Origin of the sequence: Streptomyces sp. NBC_00442 (assembly GCF_036014195.1) — a bacterium.
Lineage (GTDB): Bacteria > Actinomycetota > Actinomycetes > Streptomycetales > Streptomycetaceae > Streptomyces.
The window spans coordinates 4037004-4056457 of the sequence record NZ_CP107918.1 but is presented as its reverse complement, the minus strand read 5'-3'; the positions used below and the strand labels follow the sequence as shown (position 1 = coordinate 4056457).

General features: G+C 73.4%; 19 protein-coding genes. 5 read left to right on the top strand and 14 right to left on the bottom strand.

The features are described 5' to 3' along the window. Nucleotides 1–56: 56 nt before the first annotated feature. On the top strand, nt 57–626 hold the full coding sequence (locus tag OG432_RS18270; protein WP_328312008.1) for a TetR/AcrR family transcriptional regulator: 570 nt from the start codon (nt 57–59) through the stop codon (nt 624–626). Beyond that, the gene (locus OG432_RS18265) at nt 623–1828 is read left to right on the top strand and encodes an SGNH/GDSL hydrolase family protein (protein ID WP_443058409.1); all 1206 of its coding nucleotides are present in this window, start codon (nt 623–625) and stop codon (nt 1826–1828) included. The genes OG432_RS18270 and OG432_RS18265 overlap by 4 nt, the downstream gene beginning before the upstream one ends. On the opposite strand, the gene OG432_RS18260 is transcribed toward OG432_RS18265, so the two are convergent. From OG432_RS18260 to OG432_RS18245, 4 genes are all read right to left on the bottom strand, one after another. Continuing rightward, nucleotides 1825–2706, bottom strand: a complete 882-nt coding sequence (locus OG432_RS18260) for an alpha/beta hydrolase (protein ID WP_328312006.1) — start codon at nt 2704–2706, stop codon at nt 1825–1827. The genes OG432_RS18265 and OG432_RS18260 overlap by 4 nt on opposite strands. 91 nt (nt 2707–2797) lie before the next feature. Beyond that, nucleotides 2798–4027: a kynureninase gene (gene kynU, locus OG432_RS18255; RefSeq protein ID WP_328312005.1), complete on the bottom strand. Its 1230-nt coding sequence runs from the start codon at nt 4025–4027 to the stop codon at nt 2798–2800. Next, nucleotides 4020–4868: a tryptophan 2,3-dioxygenase family protein gene (locus OG432_RS18250; protein ID WP_328315150.1), complete on the bottom strand. Its 849-nt coding sequence runs from the start codon at nt 4866–4868 to the stop codon at nt 4020–4022. Before OG432_RS18250 ends, kynU begins: the two co-directional genes overlap by 8 nt. Before the next feature lie 114 nt (nt 4869–4982). Next, nucleotides 4983–5897, bottom strand: coding sequence for a DUF3152 domain-containing protein (locus OG432_RS18245; RefSeq protein ID WP_328312004.1), 915 nt, complete (start codon nt 5895–5897; stop codon nt 4983–4985). 45 nt (nt 5898–5942) lie between these two features. On the opposite strand from OG432_RS18245, the gene OG432_RS18240 reads away from it, so the two are divergent. Beyond that, entirely contained in the window at nt 5943–6203 is a 261-nt protein-coding gene (locus OG432_RS18240; protein WP_328312003.1) for a hypothetical protein, read from the top strand. A 21-nt stretch (nt 6204–6224) separates the two neighbouring features. Here the strand turns inward: OG432_RS18240 and OG432_RS18235 are convergent, their stop codons facing one another. From OG432_RS18235 to OG432_RS18195, 9 genes are all read right to left on the bottom strand, one after another. Continuing rightward, nucleotides 6225–6638, bottom strand: a complete 414-nt coding sequence (locus OG432_RS18235) for a DUF3151 domain-containing protein (protein ID WP_267058834.1) — start codon at nt 6636–6638, stop codon at nt 6225–6227. A gap of 798 nt (nt 6639–7436) precedes the next feature. After that, entirely contained in the window at nt 7437–8891 is a 1455-nt protein-coding gene (locus OG432_RS18230; protein ID WP_328315149.1) for an MFS transporter, read from the bottom strand. A 487-nt stretch (nt 8892–9378) separates the two neighbouring features. Then, the gene (gene fbaA, locus OG432_RS18225; RefSeq protein ID WP_328312002.1) at nt 9379–10401 is read right to left on the bottom strand and encodes a class II fructose-bisphosphate aldolase; all 1023 of its coding nucleotides are present in this window, start codon (nt 10399–10401) and stop codon (nt 9379–9381) included. Nucleotides 10402–10671: 270 nt separating this feature from the next. Then, on the bottom strand, nt 10672–11220 hold the full coding sequence (gene pyrE, locus OG432_RS18220; RefSeq protein ID WP_267058836.1) for an orotate phosphoribosyltransferase: 549 nt from the start codon (nt 11218–11220) through the stop codon (nt 10672–10674). Nucleotides 11221–11243: 23 nt separating this feature from the next. After that, nucleotides 11244–12032, bottom strand: coding sequence for an aldose epimerase family protein (locus OG432_RS18215; RefSeq protein WP_328312001.1), 789 nt, complete (start codon nt 12030–12032; stop codon nt 11244–11246). Nucleotides 12033–12068: 36 nt separating this feature from the next. After that, nucleotides 12069–13061: an SRPBCC domain-containing protein gene (locus tag OG432_RS18210; RefSeq protein WP_443058408.1), complete on the bottom strand. Its 993-nt coding sequence runs from the start codon at nt 13059–13061 to the stop codon at nt 12069–12071. Between the two features lie 125 nt (nt 13062–13186). Beyond that, nucleotides 13187–14815: a polyamine aminopropyltransferase gene (locus tag OG432_RS18205; RefSeq protein WP_328311999.1), complete on the bottom strand. Its 1629-nt coding sequence runs from the start codon at nt 14813–14815 to the stop codon at nt 13187–13189. Between the two features lie 85 nt (nt 14816–14900). Further along, the gene (locus OG432_RS18200) at nt 14901–15425 is read right to left on the bottom strand and encodes a DUF2617 family protein (RefSeq protein ID WP_328311998.1); all 525 of its coding nucleotides are present in this window, start codon (nt 15423–15425) and stop codon (nt 14901–14903) included. Between the two features lie 479 nt (nt 15426–15904). Beyond that, nucleotides 15905–16201, bottom strand: a complete 297-nt coding sequence (locus OG432_RS18195) for a hypothetical protein (protein ID WP_328311997.1) — start codon at nt 16199–16201, stop codon at nt 15905–15907. Nucleotides 16202–16311: 110 nt separating this feature from the next. On the opposite strand from OG432_RS18195, the gene OG432_RS18190 reads away from it, so the two are divergent. Together OG432_RS18190 and OG432_RS18185 are read left to right on the top strand one after the other, a co-directional pair. Further along, the gene (locus OG432_RS18190; RefSeq protein ID WP_328311996.1) at nt 16312–17502 is read left to right on the top strand and encodes a pyridoxal phosphate-dependent aminotransferase; all 1191 of its coding nucleotides are present in this window, start codon (nt 16312–16314) and stop codon (nt 17500–17502) included. 155 nt (nt 17503–17657) lie between these two features. Beyond that, nucleotides 17658–18824 carry a hypothetical protein gene (locus OG432_RS18185; RefSeq protein ID WP_443058583.1) on the top strand — a complete coding sequence of 389 codons (1167 nt, stop codon included), beginning with the start codon at nt 17658–17660 and terminating at the stop codon, nt 18822–18824. A 42-nt stretch (nt 18825–18866) separates the two neighbouring features. Here OG432_RS18185 and OG432_RS18180 read toward each other — a convergent pair whose 3' ends face one another. Continuing rightward, complete coding sequence (locus tag OG432_RS18180) at nt 18867–19409, bottom strand: YbjN domain-containing protein (protein WP_328311995.1); 543 nt, start codon at nt 19407–19409, stop codon at nt 18867–18869. Nucleotides 19410–19454: the final 45 nt, after the last annotated feature.

Below are 19454 nucleotides of genomic sequence, written 5' to 3'. Positions count from 1 at the left end.
CTGTGACGGCGACAGTGGCAGTGGCAGTGCGGCCGAGGTTTCAGGAGAGGAACGGCATGGCACGCGTAGGGCTCACCACCGAGCGGCTGGTGCGGGCGGGCGCCGAGCTGGCAGACGAGGTCGGCTTCGAGCAGGTGACCGTCTCGGCGCTGGCCCGGCGGTTCGACGTGAAGGTCGCGAGCCTGTACTCGCACGTCAAGAACTCCCAGGACCTCAAGACCCGGCTCGCCCTGCTCGGCCTGGAGGAACTCGCGGACCTGGCCGCCGACGCGGTGGCCGGCCGCTCCGGCAAGGACGCCCTGGCCGCCCTCGGCAACGTCTACCGCGACTACGCCCGCGCACACCCCGGCCGCTACGCCGCCGCCCAGCTGCGTCTCGACCCGGAGGCGGCGGCCGCGAGCGCGGGCGGCCGGCACGCCCGCATGACCCGTGCGATCCTGCGCGGCTACGACCTCACCGAGCCCGACCAGACCCACGCGGTGCGCCTGCTCGGCAGTGTCTTCCACGGCTACATCAGCCTGGAGATGGGTGGTGGGTTCAGCCACAGCGCCCCCGACACCCAGGAAACCTGGGAGCGCACCCTGGACGCGCTCGACGCCCTGCTGCGCAACTGGCCCGCGTCATGAGCGCCCACCCCGTGTCCACCCCCATCACCGCCGAACTCCTGCGCGGCGCCGTCGAGTTGGAGAACACCGGGCACGGCGTGCTGCCGCACCGGCTGCCCGCCCGCGCACGCGCCCGGGGCGCCGACGCGCAGCTGCTCATGGCCGAGGCCCAGCCCTCCGGTGTACGCCTCGCCTTCCGCAGCCGGGCCACCGCCATCGAGCTGGACACCCTCCCCACCAAGCAGGTGTACGTCGGCGCCCCGGCCCGCCCGGACGGGGTGTACGACCTGCTCGTCGACGGCCACCCGGCCGGCCGGGGCAGTGTGGCCGACGGCCATACGCTCACCATCGACATGGCCGCCGGAACCACCGAGCACCGGCCGGGCGAGCCCGGCACCCTGCGCTTCGCCGGGCTGTCCCCCGAGGCCAAGGACGTCGAGATCTGGCTGCCGCACAACGAGAGGACCGAACTCGTCGCGCTGCGCACCGACGCCCCGGTCGAGCCGGTCCCCGACCGGGGCCGCAGGGTGTGGCTGCACCACGGCAGTTCGATCAGCCACGGCTCCAACGCCGCGAGCCCCAGCACCATCTGGCCCGCCCTCGCGGCCCGCCTCGGCGGTGTCGACCTGGTCAACCTGGGCTTCGGCGGTGGCGCGCTGCTCGACCCGTTCACCGCACGGGCCATGCGGGACACCCCGGCGGATCTGATCAGCGTCAAGATCGGCATCAACCTGGTCAATCTGGACGGGATGCGCCTGCGCGTGTTCACCCCGGCGGTGCACGGGTTCCTCGACACGATCCGCGAGGGCCATCCGGCCACCCCGCTCCTGGTGATCTCGCCCATCCTGTGTCCCATCCACGAGGACACCCCGGGGCCCTGCGCGATGGACCTCCCTGCGCTTGCCGCCGGGCAGGTGAGGTTCCGGGCGACGGGCGACCCGGCGGAGCGCGCGGCCGGGAAGCTCACTCTCGGTGTCATCAGGGACGAACTGGCCGCCATCGTGTCGGCGCGCGCGGCGGACGACCCCCACCTGCACCACCTGGACGGCCGTTCCCTGTACGGGACGCGGGACGCGGCCGAGCTGCCGCTGCCCGACGCCCTGCATCCGGACGCGGCGACCCACCGGCGCATGGGCGAGCGATTCGCCGAACTCGCCTTCCAGCAGGGTGCGTTCGGCGAACCCGCCTTCCGGCAGGGTGCGTCCGGCGAGTCCGTGGGCTAGTACGCGAGCTGGGCGATCTCCTCCGCCACCACCGCGCACGCGTCGGCCGCGGGGTCGATGAGCGGGAAGTGGCCGACGTCGTCCAGCAGGGTCAGGCCCACCGTCTCGCCCGCCCGAGCCGCGGCGTCCACGTACGCCTCCGCCACGGCCTGCGGCACGACGATGTCCTCGCGGCCCTGTACGACGGTCGTGGCGATCCCCGTCGGCAGCAACACGGCCGGATCGGCGTGCGCGGCCCTCTCCCCCAACTCGCCGCCCTCACCGAGGAGTTGGAGTACGGCTCCCGAGCACACCTCCCGTTCCACCGCGGTCGCGAAATCGGCGATCGGGGCGAGGGCCACGACGCCCCGCAGGGCGGCGGGGCCCGGGGTGCGCCACGGGGAGCCGGGCGGAAGGACGTGCCGGGCCGAGGCCCACAGCACGAGCTGACCGCCCGCCGAGTGCCCGGCGAGGACGGTGCGGCGCGGGTCGGCCTGCGGCACGGCGTCCCGTACGAGCAGCGGAATCGCGTCCAGGGCGGCCGCCACGTCGTCGAACGTGTCGGGCCAGCGCCCGGCGACCGGACCGTCGCCGCCCTGCTGCGGCAGCAGACTCCCGCGCCGGTACTCCACGTTGGCGACGGCGAATCCGCGCCGGGCCAGGAAGTCCGCGAGCGGGGTGAGGTGCGTACGGTCGTACGGTGCGCGCCAGGCGCCACCGTGCAACAGGACGACCAGCGGGGCGACCGGCGGGGCGCCGGTGCCCGCACCCCTCGGGGCGTAGAAGTCGACGATCTGGTCGGGGTGGTCGCCGTAGGCGGCGGTGGCGTCGGGGGCGACGGCGGGGTGGGAGAAGGCGGAGGCCTCTTCGGCCGCGTCACGCTCTGCGGGATCCGTCATTCCCCAACCTTTCGCCAGGCCAAGCCGGTTGATCACCCGGGTGCCCCGGACGCTACCAGGGCGTCCGGGGCGCCCCTGCGGGCCGGTCGGCTCAGCTCAGCAGCGCCGCGAGTTCCACCGCGGCCCGCCGCGCGTCGGCGAAGCCCACGTACAGCGGGGTGAAACCGAAGCGCAGGACGTCGGGGCGGCGGAAGTCGCCCACCACACCGCGCTCGGTCAGGGCGCGCATCACCTCGCCCGCCTTCTCGCAGCCGAGGGAGACCTGGCTGCCCCGTTCCGCGGCGGCCGCCGGGGTCACCGAGGTGACCCGGCCCGCGGGGACGTACGCCGCGACGCACTCCAGGAAGAAGTCCGTCAGGGCGAGGGACTTCTCGCGCACCGCCTCGACGGAGACGCCGTCCCACACGTCGAGCGCCGACTCCAGGGCCAGCATCGACAGGATGTCCGGGGTGCCGACGCGGCCACGGACCGCGCCCTCGCCCGGCGCGTACGCCGCCCGCATCCCGAACGGGTCCTCGTGCGAGTTCCAGCCGGGCAGCGGGGTGTCGAAGCGGGCCTGGTGGTCGCCGCGCACATACAGGTACGCCGGTGAACCGGGGCCGCCGTTCAGATACTTGTAGGTGCAGCCGATCGCGAAGTCGACGCCGTGCTCGCGGAGGCCGACCGGGAGCGCGCCCGCGCTGTGGCACAGGTCCCACACCGCGAGGGCGCCGGCCGCGTGGACCTCCGCGGTGATGCCCGGCAGGTCGTTCAGGCGGCCGGTGCGGTAGTCCACGTGGTTGACCAGGACCGCGGCCGTGCGCGGGCCGAGGGCGGCCGGGATCTCGGCGGGCGCCAAGGCGCGGACGCGGTGGCCCGTCATGCGTGCGGCCGACTCGGCCACGTAGCCGTCGGTGGGGAACGTGGAGGCGTCGACAAGGATCTCGTCCCGGCCGCCCTCGGGGGCCCGGCCGCCCTCGGGGCCGTCCCCGTCGTTCCCGGCCAGACGCACCGCGCCCACCAGTGCCTTGAACACGTTCACGCTCGTGGAGTCGCCGACCACGACGGTGCCGGGGTCCGCGCCGACGAGCGGCGCGATGCGGTCGCCGATGCGTTCCGGCGCGCTCCACCAGCCGCTCTCCTCCCAGGAGCGGATGCGCAGCCGGCCCCACTCGCGGGTGATGACGTCCTGCATACGAGCCGGCACGTGCCGGGGCAGCGCCCCGAGCGAGTTGCCGTCGAGGTAGACCACGCCGTCGTCGAGGTCGAACAGATCGCGGTGGCGGGCGAGTTCGTCGGCGGCGTCGAGCGCCGCGGCCTTGCCGGCCAGTGCGTCAGACATGGCTGCGCGCCGTCCACAGCTCGGGGAACACGTTCTTGGAGGCGCGCTTCTCCAGCCACGCCACGCCCGCCGAGCCTCCGGTGCCCGACTTGGCTCCCATCGCGCGGCGGGTCGCCACGAGGTGGTCGTTGCGCCAGCGCCACACCAGCTCGCCGACATCCGTCAACGCCTCTCCCAGGCGCACCAGTTCAGCGTTCTGATCGCCCGTGTACAGCTCGGTCCAGACCGCTTCGACCTCGGCGGACGGCTCGTGTTTGCGGGTCAGGTCGCGCTGGAGGACGGCGGTGGGAATCGCGTACCCGCGGCGCGCGAGCAGCGCGAGCACCTCGTCGTACAGGCTCGGCTCGCCCAGCGCCTTCTCCAGCTCGGCGTGCACGCGGGGGGCGCCGCGGTGCGGCACCAGCATGGAGGCGGACTTGTCACCGAGCAGGAACTCCATCCGCCGGTACATCGCCGACTGGAACCCGGAGCCCTCGCCGAGCGCGGACCGGTAGGAGTTGAACTGGGCCGGGGTCAGCTGCGCCAGCGGCGTCCACGAGGCGTTCAGGGCCTCGAGCTCCCGTACCGAGCGCTTCAGGGCGTCGACCGCGACCGGCACCCGGTCCGCGCGCAGCGCCCGCGACGCGGTCTCCCACTCGTGCACGATGACCGTGAACCACAGCTCCATGACCTGGGTGGTGACCAGGAAGACCATCTCGCCCGGGTCGTCCGAGCGCAGCTGCTGGAGGTGGGTGAGGACATCCGCCTGGACGTAGTCCTCGTACGGTGTGGTGCCCGCGAAGTCCAGATTCGGGGTCTCCGGCTGGTCGCCCTGTTCGGGCGGCGTCACCGGTTCGGACATCTTTGATGACATCGCTGTCTCCTCGATGTGTCCGGGTAGCGGTCCGCCCCTTCCTTGGTCGGCGTCGGAGCCCCGGTCCCCACCGGCATCATAAGCACGCCTCCGCCCGCCTCGTCAGGGCACCGAGGGCCCCGAGACGAACGCCCCCTTGGCGGTGTACGGCCAGGCATTGGACGTACAGCCGTTGAGGCCCTTGATCTGCTGCATCATCACCGGGGCGGGCTTGCCGGCACCCGGGCACGCCATGTGCTGGTGGTAGCCGATCAAATGGCCTATCTCGTGGTTGATGATGAGGTGGCGGTACTCGGCGGGCGGCCCGTCGTACTGCGGCGACCCGGTCACCCAGCGTTTCAGGTTCACGACGACACCGCCGCCGACCTCGCAGTTCAGCTCTCCACCGGTGTCACCGACGGCGGCGCACAGCTTGTCGGTGGTCTTCGGGGTGGCGATCTTGATGACGACGTCGGCGCCGGTCGCCACCAGCTGGAAGCGGCCCTTGCCGTGCGCGGCCCAGCTGCGGGGGTCGGACAGGATGGCCTGGATGCCGATGGCGGCCTGCTCGGCGGAGACGTCCGCCCCGTCCTCGACCTGCACCTGGTAGCGGCGCAGCGGTCCGCCGGTGCCGACGACCTTGCCGGACGCCTTGGCGATGCTGAACGTGCCGGGCCCGGACCTCGGCACATCGACGGCCCCGGGGCCGCCCGACCCGCCCGGCCCCGGCGACGCCGGGGGCTCGACCGGCACGGCCTCCACGGGCTTCGGGGAGACCTGCTCCATGGGACTGGCCGCGATGTTGCCGGGCTCCGTGGCGGTCCCGTCGCCGCGGCCGGGCCACTCGGCGAGGGCGACTCCGCCGGCCAGGGCGACGGCGATCAGGGAGCCGACGACGAGGAGGGCTCGGGTGGAGGTGCGGGTGCGGGGGCGCGCTTGTCCGCGCCCGCTTCCGCGCCGGTCGTATGGGTGGCCGTGGCCGGTCCGGCCGGTCGCACCTGATCTACTCGCGTTGCTGCGGGCGCCTCGCTTGCCCAAAACAGAGCTCTCCCCTTGTCCCCGGCTGGAGTTGGGGGGAGAGGAATGGGGCCTCTGCGCCAGCCTGTCGATGCGGTCGGGCGCGCGCGATGCGTCGTGATCGTCGTGATCGACGTGATCGACGTGATCGACGTGATCGACGTGATCGACGTGATCGACGTGATCGACGTGATCGACGTGATCGACGTGATCGACGTGATCGACGTGATCGACGTGATCGCGGGTGCCAGGACCGTCCGTGTCAGACATACAGATGCCGGGGACGGCCCTGACGTTCCCTCTCGACGGAGGTTCGACCGGGGTTGAACCGGACTCGACCGGGAGCGATCAGCCCAGGGTGTCGGCGGCGAGCGGCGAGGAGTCCCGCAGGAAGGTCGTGCAGCGCTCGTACTCGGCGTCCTCACCGATCGCCTGCGCGGCGCGGGCGAGGGCGTGCAGGGCGCGCAGGAAGCCGCGGTTGGGCTCGTGCTCGAACGGCACCGGGCCGTGGCCCTTCCAGCCGGCGCGGCGCAGCGAGTCGAGGCCGCGGTGGTAGCCGGTACGGGCGTAGGCGTACGACTCGACGGTGCGGCCGGCGTCGAACGCGTCGTCGGCGAGCTGCGCCCAGGCGAGGGAGGACGTGGGGTACTTCGCGGCGACGTCGGCGGGGGCGGTTCCGCCGGCGAGCAGCTCGCGCGGCTCCGGGTCGTCGGGGAGGAGGGTGGGGGCGGGGCCGCCGAGGAGGTTCTCGTGAATGGACATGCGGCCCAGTCTGCCACCGGGGTCCCTGCGGGGCGGGCGGGGTTTTCGCTTCCCCGGCGCCCCCGATGCCCCGGTCCGCCTTCGTGTGCGTGCCGGTGGCGCCTGCCCTCGCAGTTCCCCGCGCCCCTGAACCCCGCTTCCGTCTGCGGACCGTGCCGGCTTGCTCGCGCAGTTCCCCGCGCCCCTAACCCCGCTTCCGTCTGCGGACCGTGCCCGCGTCCCGCGCAGTTCCCCGCGCCCCTGTAGGGCACCCGGGCTCCGACGGCTCGCGCCCACCGCGGCGGAGCCGCGTAATGTCACAGCCCCGCGCCCTTGTAGGGCACCCGGGCTCCGACGGGTCGCGCCCGCCGCGGCGGAGCCGCGCGATGTCACAGCCCCGCACCCCTGTAGGGCACGCGGGCTCCGACGGCTCGCGCCCACCGCGGCGGAGCCGCGCGATGTCACAGCCCCGCACCCCTGTAGGGCACCCGGGCTCCGACGGCTCGCGCCCACCGCGGCGGAGCCGCGCAATGTCACAGCCCCGCACCCCTGTAGGGCACCCGGGCTCCGACGGCTCGCGCCCACCGCGGCGGAGCCGCGCAATGTCACAGCCCCGCGCCCCTTAGCTACTCGGTGCCGGCCCGCATGGGCACCCTCAGCCCGTCATGGGGGTCCCCCCTGGCCCTTGAGGCCTTGGGGGAGTTTGAGGACGAGCGCCCTTCAGGCGCGAACGGGGGTCTGGGGGCGGAGCCCCCAGGGAGCCGAGGCCCTCACGTAGCCGCACGGGCGGGAGGTGGGAAAACGCGGGCGGGGCCCCGGTCAGGGGGGTGGGGAGTCGTGGTCGGGTTCGATGGCCGGGCCCGAGACCCCGGCCTGCATGCGGCACTCCGGAACCACCCCCACCCCCGGCCGCCGCACGGAAAGCACGGCAACCAACGAGCCCAACACCAGCGCCCCCGCACACATCGGCATGGCCCGCCGGAACGTCGCCCCGAACTCCTCAGCGGAGCGATACGCCTCCGGCCCCATCCCCGCCGCCAGCGGCAGCGCCGCCACCGCGATGAGCCCCGCGGCACGCGCGGCGGCGTTGTTGATGCCACTGGCCAGACCGGCCCGCCCCTCGTCCACGGACGCCAGCACCGTCGCGGTGAGCGGCGCCACCAGGGTGACCATGCCGAGGCCGAGCACGACGAGCGCGGGCAGCACGTCGCGCACGTACGAGGCGTGCTCACCGACGCGCAGCATCAGCAGCATCCCGGCCGCACACAGCAGTGGCCCGACGGTGAGCGGGATGCGCGGGCCGATCCGCTGGCCGAGTTCGCCCGAGCGGGCGGAGAGCAGCAGCATCAGGACGGTCGTCGGGAGCAGGGCGGCGCCCGCGCCGAGCGCCGAGTACCCGGCGACGACCTGGAGCTGGAGCGCGGCGAGGAAGAAGAATCCGCCGAAGGCGGCGTACACGCACACCGTCACCACGTTGACCGCGGTGAAGATCCGCGAGCGGAAGATGGCCGGCGGCAGCATGGGGTCGGGCAGCCGCCGCTCACGCCGTACGAACGCCGCTCCGAGCCCCAGCCCCGCGACCCCCGCCCCCACGACGAGGCCCGACGAGCCCTGGCCGGGCGCCTCGATCAGCGCGTACGTCACCAGGGCGAGGGTCAGCGCGCCCAGCGCCGCGCCCAGCACGTCGAAGCGCGCGGTGTGGGTGCGCGGGTCGCGCGACTCCGGAACGTGGCGCAGGGCGACCGTCACGCAGAGCGCGGCCAGCGGCACGTTGATCAGGAACACCCAGCGCCAGCCGGGGCCGTCCACGAGCCAGCCGCCGAGGAACGGGCCGACGGCGGCCCCGACCCCGCCGAGCCCCGACCACACGCCGACCGCGCGGGCCCGGTCGTCCGGGTGGAAGCTCGCCTGGATGATGGCGAGGGAGCCGGGGGTGAGCAGCGCGCCGCCGATGCCCTGGAGGGCGCGGGCGGCGATGAGGATCCCGGCGTTCGGGGCGAGGCCGCACAGCAGCGAACCGGCGGCGAACCAGACCACCCCGGTCACGAACACCTTCCGCCGCCCGTACCGGTCGCCCAGGGCGCCGCCGAGCAGGATCAGGCCGGCGAGGGTGAGCATGTAGGCGTTGACGGTCCACTGCAGGACGGCCATGTCCGCGTCGAGGTCGGCGCCGATGTGGGGCAGGGCGACGTTGACGACGGTGGAGTCGAGCAGGGCCATCCCGGAGCCGAGGACCGTGGTGAGCAGCACCCAGCGGCCTGGGCCGGTGCGCATGCGTACGTTGTCCGCCACAGCACGACTGTCCCCCACCCCGGCCCCGTGCGCCAACTTGCAGGCGCGGCTCCCTGGGGCTCCGCCCCGGCCCCCGTATCGCGCCTGAAGGGCGCTCGTCCTCAGATGTGCACGCTGCCCGGCGCCGGGCGCCCTACAGGGGCGCGGGGCTGTGACATCGCGCGGCTCCGCCGCGGTGGGCGCGACCGTTCGGCGCCGGGTGCCCTACAGGGGCGCGGGGAACTGCGCGGGATGCGGGCACGGTCCGCAGACGGAAGCGGGGTTAGGGGCGCGGGGAACTGCGCGAGCAAGCCGGCACGGTCCGCACCCGACAGCGGGGTTGGGGGCGCGGGGAACTGCGCGAGCAGCCGGCACGGTCCGCACCCGAATGCGAGCTCTCCGCGAGTGGCGCACGCGCAAGGGCCCGGCGCCCCCCGCGAAGGGGAACACCGGGCCCAGGGCAGCGTTCGCGCTCCTGCAAGCGCGCCGCCTACTTCAGCTTGGTCCCGGTGGACCGGAGGTTCGCACACGCCTCGGTGACCCGCTTCGCCATGCCCGCCTCGGCCAGCTTGCCCCACGTGCGCGGGTCGTACGTCGACTTCTTGCCGACCTCGCCGTCGACCTTCAGCACACCGTCGTAGTTGCGGAACATGTGGTCCGCGACCGGCCGGGTGAAGGCGTACTGCGTGTCGGTGTCGAGGTTCATCTTCACGACGCCGTTCTCCAGGGCCGTCGCGATCTCCTCGGCCGAGGAGCCCGAGCCGCCGTGGAAGACGAAGTCGAACGGCGAGGGCTTGCCGTACTTCTCGGCGACGCCCGCCTGGAGGTCCTTGAGCAGCTCGGGGCGCAGCACGACGTTGCCCGGCTTGTAGACGCCGTGGACGTTGCCGAAGGACGCGGCGAGCAGGTAGCGGCCCCGCTCGCCCAGACCGAGCGCCTCGGCGGTGCGCAGCGCGTCGTCGACGGTCGTGTACAGCTCGTCGTTGATCTCGTGGCTGACGCCGTCCTCCTCGCCACCGGTCGGGGTGATCTCGACCTCAAGGATGATCTTCGCGGCGGCGGCCTTGGCGAGCAGCTCCTGGCCGATGGCCAGGTTGTCCGCGAGGGTCTCGGCGGAGCCGTCCCACATGTGCGACTGGAACAGCGGGTTGAGACCCTTGGCGACGCGCGCGGCGGAGACCTCGATCAGCGGGCGGACGTAGCCGTCCAGCTTGTCCTTGGGGCAGTGGTCGGTGTGCAGCGCGACGGTGACGTCGTACTTGGCGGCGACGACGTGCGCGAACTCGGCCAGGGCGACCGCGCCGGTCACCATGTCCTTGTTGTACTGGCCACCCAGGAACTCCGCACCACCGGTGGAGATCTGGATGATGCCGTCGCTCTCGGCCTCCGCGAAGCCGCGCAGCGCAGCGTGCAGGGTCTGGGTCGAGGTCACATTGATGGCCGGGTAGGCGAACTTGCCTGCCTTCGCCCGGTCGAGCATCTCGTTGTAGACCTCGGGGGTTGCGATGGGCATCTGTCCGCTCCTTGTGATGTGCGGGGTGTGCGGTATGTGCTGGCCCTGACCTGGGGGCGACGTCATCGTCGCGGACCATCTTTCCAGACTCTGGCAGCGGCTCCACCCCGTGGATGTCCGAGGGGCGGACCGTTTCACGTGAAACGGTCCGCCCCTGAAAGAACACGCAGGTCAGGCCCGCCCGGTTGGAACGCCGGGACCTACGTCACGACTTTTGCACCGGCCCGAGCCCGCCGGATCCCACTCCGAACTGCGTCCCGCACCGCGTCCCTACTCCAGCCCGAGCTCCGTCGAGGAGAACGCGAAGACGTACGGCACGCCCGCGCCCTCGGTGATCTTCTCCGCGGCGCCGGTCGCGCGGTCGACGATCGTCGCCACGGCCACGACCTCGGCGCCGGCCGCGCGGACCGCCTCGACGGCGGTCAGGGGCGAGCCGCCGGTGGTCGAGGTGTCCTCGACGACCAGGACCCGGCGGCCCTTGATGTCCGGCCCTTCGACCTGGCGCTGCATCCCGTGCGCCTTGGCCGCCTTGCGGACCACGAAGGCGTCCAGGGAGCGGCCGCGGGCGGCGGCCGCGTGCAGCATCGCGCCGGCCACGGGGTCGGCGCCCATGGTCAGGCCGCCCACCGCGTCGAAGTCGAACTCGGCGGCCACGTCGAGCATCACCTGGCCCACCAGCGGCGCGGCGACGCCGTCAAGGGTGACCCGGCGCAGGTCGACGTAGTAGTCGGCCTCGATCCCCGAGGAGAGGGTCACCTTGCCGTGCACCACGGCCTTGTCCTTGATCTGCTGGAGCAGGTCAGCGCGTACGTCAGTCATACCCAAGAGCTTAAGGGCCGTCCTTACAGCCGGCGCCAGGTCCAGGTCGTCGCCAGCTCCAGCGGGTCGATGGGGGTGACTTGACGGGGCAGGGTGTTGAGTCCGTTGGGCGGGCCCGACTGCGGCTCCACGCACACGGCTTCCTCCTGCTCGTCGTAGACGACGACCCACTCGGTGGGGCTGGTCACCTTGATTTCGAGCCGCTCCGGCCAGGTGAGGGTGACGTCGACTCCGTCGGGCATCCCGAAGCAGTCGTCCCAGGGGCCCGGCAGCGGGTCGATCCGCCGCCCGGTGGGCAGGTGGTCGTCGCCTCGCTCCTCCTGCCATGCGGCGTCGAAGGCGAGCTCGACCCTGCTGCCCTCGATCTCCCGCACGAACCAGGGGTGCCAGCCGGCCTGCGCCGGGAAGGAGTTGTCGTATGTCTCGATGCCCATCCGCACGGTCAGCGCGTCCGGCGTCAGCTCGAAGATCTGGGTGACCCGGCCGCTGAACGGCCACGGTTCGGTGAGTTCCTGGGTGAACACGGCCTCGGTGGCCGAGACCCGCGCTGTCTTCCACGCGTGGTCGCGCGCGGTGCCGTGAATGGCGTGCGGCGGCGAGTTGAGCGGCAGTTGGTACTTCACTCCGCCGTCGCGGAACTGGCCGTTCTCGACGCGGCCGCACCACGGCACCATCGGGAAGCAGCCGTACTTGTCGCCCTGGCGCAGCACCTCGGTGCCGTCGATCCGCAGGCTGCTGATCCGGCAGCCGTTGCCCGCGTCGACGGTCAATTCCACGGCGCCGACGCCCAATTTGATCTGGTCACTGCTCACGCCGTCGACCCTAACGGGTGGGCCGCGGATGTGGGCTCAGCGGCGACGCCGCAGCGCGCGTCCGACCACGACCGCGGAGGCCAGCGCGAGGGCCGCGGCGGGAGCGACCCAGCGCAGCGTCGCACCGGCGTTGCTGCCCGACGGCGCGGGCACCGGGGCGTACCGGCCGCGCGGCGGAGCGTGGTCGACCTCCTCGGCGCTGCGGCCGATCATCGTGCGGCGGGCGTGCGCGGCCTCGGCCGGCATCGGGCCGCCCACCTCGATGGCGAACTCCTCGTCGGCGAGCGGGTCGAGTGACGGCGGCGGGACCGCGGCGTCGAAGACCGAAGCGAAGCTTTCGGCGTCCAGGTCCGGGGAGTCCAGATCCGGGGAGTCCAGATCGGGATCCGTACCCGCACCCCCGTCCGCACCCGCACCCGCACCCGCACCGCCGGAGGCGCCGGTGAGGTCCGTGTTCAGGTCCGTGTTCAGGTCCGTTTCGGCGAGGTCGGCCGGCGCGCCCGACGGCCCGGAACCCGGGGCCGCCTCCGGGCTCTGCGGGTCCGCCCGATCCGCCCGGTCCTTCGGGTTCGTCGGGTTCGAAGCCGCCCCCGTCGCCTCATCGGGCCGTGCCGGATGTGCGAGGGCCGCGGCGAACCGGTCGAGCAGGCGCGCCGCCGATGCCGTGGCGGTGTCCGCCGGAACGTCCGCCGCCCGGCCCTCCGCGAGGGCGGTGCCGGCGAACGCGAGCGTGGTGCCGCCCGGAGCGTCTTCCAGCCGTACGGTCAGGGAGAGCTGGGCCGCGCCCGCGCCGCGGACCTCCACGCCCTCGCCCTCCACGGCGAACGCCCCGTCGTCCTGCTCGGTGATGCGCAGGGCGCCGCGGTAGGTGATGGTGCTGCCGCCGAGACGGACCTTCAGCCGGCCCGCGATGGGCGGCTCGCCCGCGTCCTGCTGGAGCCCCGGCAGACAGCGGGCGACCCGGGCGGGATCGCGCAGCGTCTGCCGGAGTGCCTGGGCCTCAACCGGAACGAACACCTCATGCTCCATAACCACCGAGCCTACTCAGCACCGGCCGTTCCGTCTGCGTCAACGCGGCGCCGATGCCCCACCCGACCGCGCCCACCCCTTCCGCCCGGGGCCGCACCCCCACCCCTTCCGCCCCCGGGCCGCGCTCACTCCCCGTACCGCGGATGCACGAGCGTCGACGGCGCGAAGCCGGTCGCGTCGGAAGGCGGCGCCAGGGGCTGGGCGCCGCGCGGCAGCCGCACCCCGGAGCGGGCACCGACGGGCAGGGGCGCCCCGGACACCGCCTGCGGGCCCTTCGCCGGCGTGATCACGGAGGGGCTCCGGTCCGGCCGCGCCGCCAGGACGAACCCCCAGTCCCCGGCGGCCGCGCCGGGCGCGGGGGCGAGGGCGCGGCCGGGGCCTGCGGCGGGCCCGGCGGCACGCCCGGTCGCGCGGTACGCGAACGTCGTGAGGCCGGCCGCGTGGACCGTCGCGGCGACCGTCCAGAACGTACGCGGGCTGCTCGCCACCGGGCCGGCGTGCACCACGAGCCGCCCGCCGGGCGCGAGGACGCGGGAGGCGAGCCCGTAGAACTCCTGCGAGTAGAGCTTGGTGCTCGCGGTCATGCCGGGGTCGGGCAGGTCGCAGACGACGACGTCGTACGTTCCCGAGGTGCGGCCCTCGCCGCGCAGCCAGGCGAAGGGGTCGCCGGACACCGCGCGCAGCCTGGGGTCCCGGTAGGCGTGGGCGTTCAGCGACGCGAGGCCCGGGTCGCCGCGGGCGAGTCGCATGAGCTCGGGGTCGACGTCGACGAGGGTCACCGAGCGCACGTCGGGGCGGCGCAGCACCTCGCGGGCGGCGAGGCCGTCGCCGCCCCCGAGGACGAGGACCCGGCCGTGCGGGCCCGCGTCGAGCGCGGGGTCCACCAGAGCCGCGTGGTAGCGGGACTCGTCGCGGCCGTCGACGCGCAGCCGCCCGTCGAGGAAGAGCCCGAGGGGTGCGCCCGCCCTGCCGGTGAGGACGATCTCCTGGACGTGGCTCTGGACGGCGACCCGCACCTGGCTGCCGTAGACGGCGCGGCGCGCGGCCTGTTCGAAGTCGCCGACCATGGCGGTGGTCAGGGCGAGCACCGCGAGGGCCAGGGCGTTGGCCCCGAGCAGCAACCAGCGGGCGCGCGGGGACAGTTCGCGGCCGAAGAGCAGCAGGACGAGGGAGCCGCCCGCGACCGCGTTGACCGATCCGGTCAGCAACGCGCTGGTGAGCTGGCCGAGTTGGGGCAGCAGCAGGAACGGGAAGGCGAGGCCGCCGACGAGCGCGCCCACGTAGTCCGCGGCGAACAGGTCGGCCACCGTGCCGCTCGCGTCGCCCGCGGCACGCCGCGAGACACGCTGGATGAGGGTCATCAGGAGCGGGATCTCGGCGCCGATCAGCATGCCGATGGCGAGCGAGAACGCCACCAGCGCGTACCGCGATCCGCCGGACCAGGCGAACGTCGCGTACAGGACCACCGCCGAACAGCCGCCCACCAGGGCGAGCGCGGCCTCGATCAGGCCGAAGCCGACCGCGGCACGGCAGCGCAGCCGTTTGGCGAGCAGTGAGCCGACCCCCATCGCGAAGACCATCACCGACAGGACGACCGAGGCCTGGGTGACCGAGTCGCCGATCAAGTACGAGGCGAGGGCGACCAGTTCGAGCTCGTACACGAGGCCGCAGGCGGCACAGATGAACACGACGGCCAGGACGAGGAACCGGCCCGACCGCGGACTACTCACGGGAGCGGGGAGCGGTTCGATCATGATGCGAACGCTACGTGACGCCCCGTTCGCATCCTGTCACCCACACGGGTGCAACTGAAGCCAAACGCCGGGGAATCCGCGCGCCTCAGAGCCCGGCGGGGGCGGGTACGCGTACGCCGACGCGGGTGCGCGTGACCACCAACTGCCCTTCCTGCGGGTAGGCGTGCCAGGTACGCCACCACACCTGGCCCTCGCCGCGCTGCGCGAGCATCGCCGTGAAGGCGTGCGGCGATCCGGGAAACGTTCCCGCTAGTCCGTTGGGGTGGTCGGCGACGAGGGCGAGGAGCTCCTGGGCGCGGCCCGCGAACGAGCCGTGCGAGAGCGTCTCGACGCGCGCGGCGAACTCGTAGTCCCACTCCCCGAGCCGTTTGGCCACGCCGAGCGGCAGCGGCGTACTGCTGCCGGGCATGCAGGCGACCGTCTCCGAGCAGGTGCCGCGCTCCTCGTCGAGGAGGACTTGGTGCGAGGCGCCGAGGAGCCTCAATTGGAGTTTGGCGCCGGACAGTTCGAGGTCGAGCACGGCGAGGGCGGGCAGCGGCTCGCGGCCCAGCGCCCAGGCGAGGTCGGCGGCACGCGTGTCGGTATAGGCGGTCTTGAGGGACGTGAGCATGGGTGGGCTCCGCAAAACACACATGTGGCGGGTGGGGTGACCGGTGTCGGCGGGTGACCGATGCCGGTGGATGACCGATGTCGACTCGGACCGCAACGGAGGACCGGGGGGACCGCTCTCTGATCGCCCGGGGTCCGGGGGCTGCTCCGAGGGCTGCGTGGTATCTCTGCGAGGGAATCATGAAGTGCGCGGCGCTCACAGCTTTTTTACCCAACTTGATGGGGTTTCCATCCCCTCGGGGGCCACTCGGTTCAAACGTTCAACTACCGGCGTGCGAAAAGGCGCCCGGCCGGCCGGAACCGACCGGGCGCACAACGGGCGGGGCGGACGGCGGAATCGGCTGCCCCGTGCCAGCCGCGACCACCACACCCGACCCGCCCGCCGCTCCCGCCGGCCACGGGACGGAGCGCCCCAATGGCCGTCGGCCGAATGGGCCGGGCCGTCAGCTCCGCGGAGCCGCGGCCCGCCGGGCCGGGCCGTCAGCTCGAACCGCAGCCGCCGCCTCCGCAGGAGGAGCCGCCGCCGCACGAGGAGTGGCCGCCGCCGCAGGAGTGGCCGCCGTGGTGGCCCCCACCGCCCCCGTGGTGGCTGCCGCCGCTGCCGCACGACGCGTTCCCGCCGTCCGAGCCTCCGGCCGCCCACCAGCTGGAGCCGCCCGCGGCCGCCGAGGCCCCGCGCGTGCCCCTGCCCCCGCGGCGCCGCCCGCGTGACGCGGAACGCGCCAGGGCGGCCAGCGCCACCGCCACGACGATCACCAGAGCGATCACGATGCCCATCCCCCACCGTCCTTCCGTGACACGGCCCCCCGTGGCCCGCGTGGAGAGGGGATGCCCTTCGCCGCCCGGCGCCAAAGCACACTTGAGCAAGTCCAGAGGTTGCCCGCAGGATGGCCGTCATGACCTCCAGCGCGCGCCCTCTCCTCAACCGCCGCCTCGCCGAGTTCGGGACGACGATCTTCGCCGAGATGTCGGCACTCGCCCAGCGGACCGGTGCCATCAACCTCGGCCAGGGCTTCCCCGACACCGACGGCCCCGAGGCGGTGCGGGAAGCCGCGGTCCGCGCCCTGCGCGAGGGCCGCGGCAACCAGTACCCGCCGGGTCACGGCGTCCCCGAGCTGCGTACCGCCGTCGCCGAGCACCAGCAGCGCTTCTACGGCCTCTCCTACGACCCGGACCGCGAGGTCCTGGTGACCGCGGGCGCCACCGAGGCGATCGCCGCCGCCCTGCTCGCCCTGGTCGAACCGGGCGACGAGGTCATCGCCCTCGAGCCGTACTACGACTCGTACGCGGCGTGCATCGCGATGGCCGGCGGCACCCGGGTGCCCGTCACCCTGCGCCCCGACGGGGACCGCTTCGTCCTGGACCTGGACGAGCTGCGCGCCGCCGTCACCCCCAGGACCCGGCTGATCCTGCTCAACACCCCGCACAACCCGACCGGCACGGTCCTGACCGGCGCCGAGCTCGCCGCCGTCGCGGAGCTGGCCTGCGAGCGCGATCTGCTGGTGATCACCGACGAGGTGTACGAGCACCTGGTCTTCGACGGGGCCGAACACATCCCGCTCGCCTCGTGCCCCGGCATGCGCGACCGCACCGTCAGCATCGGCTCGGCGGGCAAGACGTTCTCGTTCACGGGCTGGAAGGTCGGCTGGGTGACGGGCGCCCCCGAGCTGGTGGCCGCGGTCCGCTCGGCCAAGCAGTTCCTCACGTACGTGGCGTCGGGGCCCTTCCAGTACGCGGTGGCCGAGGCGCTGCGGCTGCCCGATTCCTACTTCGAGGCCTTCCGCGCGGAGCACCTGGCCAAGCGGGACCTGCTGAGCGAGGGGCTCGCGGCGGCCGGGTTCGGGGTGTTCCGGCCGGCCGGGACGTACTTCGTGACCACCGACGTGCGCCCCCTGGGCGAGAGCGACGGCCTCACGTTCTGCCGGGCGCTGCCCGAGCGCTGTGGTGTCGTGGCGATCCCCAACGCCGTGTTCTACGACCACCGCGCGCAAGGCGCCCCCTTCGTCCGCTTCGCCTTCTGCAAGAAGACGGCGGTACTCGAAGAAGCGGTCACCCGCCTCAAGGCACTGGCCGGCTAGCCCGAGCCCCCCGCCGCCCCGGCGGCCGCGTCGTACACCGCCGGGTGGGCGGACTTCCACCCGGTCGGGGGCGCACCGGTCGCGGGGCGGCGGATCCGCGCGGATGGTCGGTCTGTCCGATCACGCGCGCCCGGAGGTGCCCCCTGTCCGCCGAGATCACCGCCACCGCTCGTGCCGGCCGGGCCGACGGCCGGGCGGGCGTTCCGCCCTGGGCGGCCGCGCTGCGGCGGGCGGCCCCCGCGCTCGGGCTCTTCGCCGCCGCGCGCCTGACCGGGCTCCTGGTGCTGGCGGCCGTGGCCCACGGCCGGGGCCTGTCTCCGCGGGCGCGGCTCGCCACCGCCTGGGACGCCGACTGGTACGTCCGGATCGCCGCCCACGGCTACGGCCGCACCCTGTTCTGGCCGGACGGCGCGGTCCAGAGCGACCTGGCGTTCTTCCCGTTCTACCCGGGTCTGATCCGCACCGTGACCAGTGTGCTTCCGGTCACCGGCGGCACCGCGGGGCTGTTGGTGTCCTGGACGGCGGCGGCGGCCGCGGCCTGCGGGATCTATCTGGTGGGCGAGCGTCTGTACGGGCGGCCCGTGGGCACCTTGCTCGTGCTCCTGTGGGGCCTGCTGCCGCACTCGGTGGTCCTGACGATGGCGTACACGGAGCCCGTGATGACGGCGCTCGCGGCGTGGTCGCTGTGGGCGGTCCTGACGCGCCGCTGGCTGTGGGCGGGCTCGCTCGCGCTGCTCGCCGGGCTTTCCCGGCCCAACGCGGTCGCGGTCGCCGCGGCCGTGATGGCGGCGGCGGGCTGTGCGCTCTGGCGGGGCGAACGGCGCGCGTGGCGGCCGTGGGCGGGCGCGCTGCTCGCGCCGCTCGGCTGGTGCGGATACGTGCTGTGGGTGGGGGTGCGCGCGGGCGACCCGTTCGGCGGCTACTTCGCGGTGCAGGCCGGCTGGACGTCCCGGTTCGACTTCGGCGCGGGCTCGCTGGCCTTCGTCAAACGGCTCGTGCTGGTCCCGTACGACCTGGGGTTCCCGATGGCCGCGCTGATCACCGGCGTGATGGCGCTGCTCTTCGTGCTGTTCGTCCTGGACCGGCCCTCGCTGCCGCTCGCGGTCTACTCGGCGGTCCTGGTCCTGATCGCGGTCGGCGGGGCGGGCTTCTTCGAGTCGAAGCCGCGCTTCCTGCTCCCCGCGTTCCCGCTGCTGATCCCGCCGGCGCTGGCACTGACGAAAGCCCGGCCGAGGGCGGCGGTCGCGGTGACCGTCGCCCTGGCCGGGCTTTCGTTCGGCTACGGGGCCTATCTTCTGACGCTGGCCACCATGGCGCTGTGAACGGCGTGGCAGCGCCTCACTCGTGAACGGCGGGGCAGCGCCTCACTCGGACTCGGTGCCGCCGGTCTCTTCGCCCTCTTCGCCGTCGACGTCCTTCTCCAGGCCGAGCTGCTCCAGGAGCCACTTGTCGAACTCGATGGAGGCGCGCACCCAGCTCACCGTGGAGGACACGAAGTGCTCCAGGGCGACGCCGGTGCCGATCAGCATCTGCGCCTCGCCGATGAGGCGGACGGTGCCGTCGTCGTGGGTGTGCGTGTAGACCTTGGGCCACAGGGTGCGGCGGTTCCAGTCGTCGATCGACTCCAGGATCTGGACCTTGTCGTCGATGCCGTGCGGCCGGTCGTAGAACGTCCGCACCGAGAAGACCTGCTGGTCGTCCTCGCCGCGGAACATGAAGTACGTACGGAAATCCTCCCACGGAGCGGCGAGGTCACCCTCGTCGTCCACGACGTACTTGAGCTCCATCTGGTCCAGGAGCTGCTTCACCAGGTCCTGGTCGGGAACGATGGGGCCGGCCGGCTGGCCGCCGGGCTGCGGGCCGGGCTGAGCCCCGAAATTCGGAATCGAGGACGGGTCGATGGTCATCGTGAATCTTCCTTCGTACGGTTCCGGTCATCCTGCCCCATGCCG

Coding starts and splice junctions, on each gene's coding strand:
- OG432_RS18270 (WP_328312008.1), top strand. CDS start 57: ATGGCACGCGTAGGGCTCACCACCGAGCGGCTGGTGCGGGCGGGCGCC.
- OG432_RS18265 (WP_443058409.1), top strand. CDS start 623: ATGAGCGCCCACCCCGTGTCCACCCCCATCACCGCCGAACTCCTGCGC.
- OG432_RS18260 (WP_328312006.1), bottom strand. CDS start 2,706: ATGACGGATCCCGCAGAGCGTGACGCGGCCGAAGAGGCCTCCGCCTTC.
- kynU (WP_328312005.1), bottom strand. CDS start 4,027: ATGTCTGACGCACTGGCCGGCAAGGCCGCGGCGCTCGACGCCGCCGAC.
- OG432_RS18250 (WP_328315150.1), bottom strand. CDS start 4,868: ATGTCCGAACCGGTGACGCCGCCCGAACAGGGCGACCAGCCGGAGACC.
- OG432_RS18240 (WP_328312003.1), top strand. CDS start 5,943: ATGGGGCCTCTGCGCCAGCCTGTCGATGCGGTCGGGCGCGCGCGATGC.
- OG432_RS18235 (WP_267058834.1), bottom strand. CDS start 6,638: ATGTCCATTCACGAGAACCTCCTCGGCGGCCCCGCCCCCACCCTCCTC.
- OG432_RS18230 (WP_328315149.1), bottom strand. CDS start 8,891: ATGCGCACCGGCCCAGGCCGCTGGGTGCTGCTCACCACGGTCCTCGGC.
- fbaA (WP_328312002.1), bottom strand. CDS start 10,401: ATGCCCATCGCAACCCCCGAGGTCTACAACGAGATGCTCGACCGGGCG.
- pyrE (WP_267058836.1), bottom strand. CDS start 11,220: ATGACTGACGTACGCGCTGACCTGCTCCAGCAGATCAAGGACAAGGCC.
- OG432_RS18210 (WP_443058408.1), bottom strand. CDS start 13,061: ATGGAGCATGAGGTGTTCGTTCCGGTTGAGGCCCAGGCACTCCGGCAG.
- OG432_RS18205 (WP_328311999.1), bottom strand. CDS start 14,815: ATGATCGAACCGCTCCCCGCTCCCGTGAGTAGTCCGCGGTCGGGCCGG.
- OG432_RS18200 (WP_328311998.1), bottom strand. CDS start 15,425: ATGCTCACGTCCCTCAAGACCGCCTATACCGACACGCGTGCCGCCGAC.
- OG432_RS18195 (WP_328311997.1), bottom strand. CDS start 16,201: ATGGGCATCGTGATCGCTCTGGTGATCGTCGTGGCGGTGGCGCTGGCC.
- OG432_RS18190 (WP_328311996.1), top strand. CDS start 16,312: ATGGCCGTCATGACCTCCAGCGCGCGCCCTCTCCTCAACCGCCGCCTC.
- OG432_RS18180 (WP_328311995.1), bottom strand. CDS start 19,409: ATGACCATCGACCCGTCCTCGATTCCGAATTTCGGGGCTCAGCCCGGC.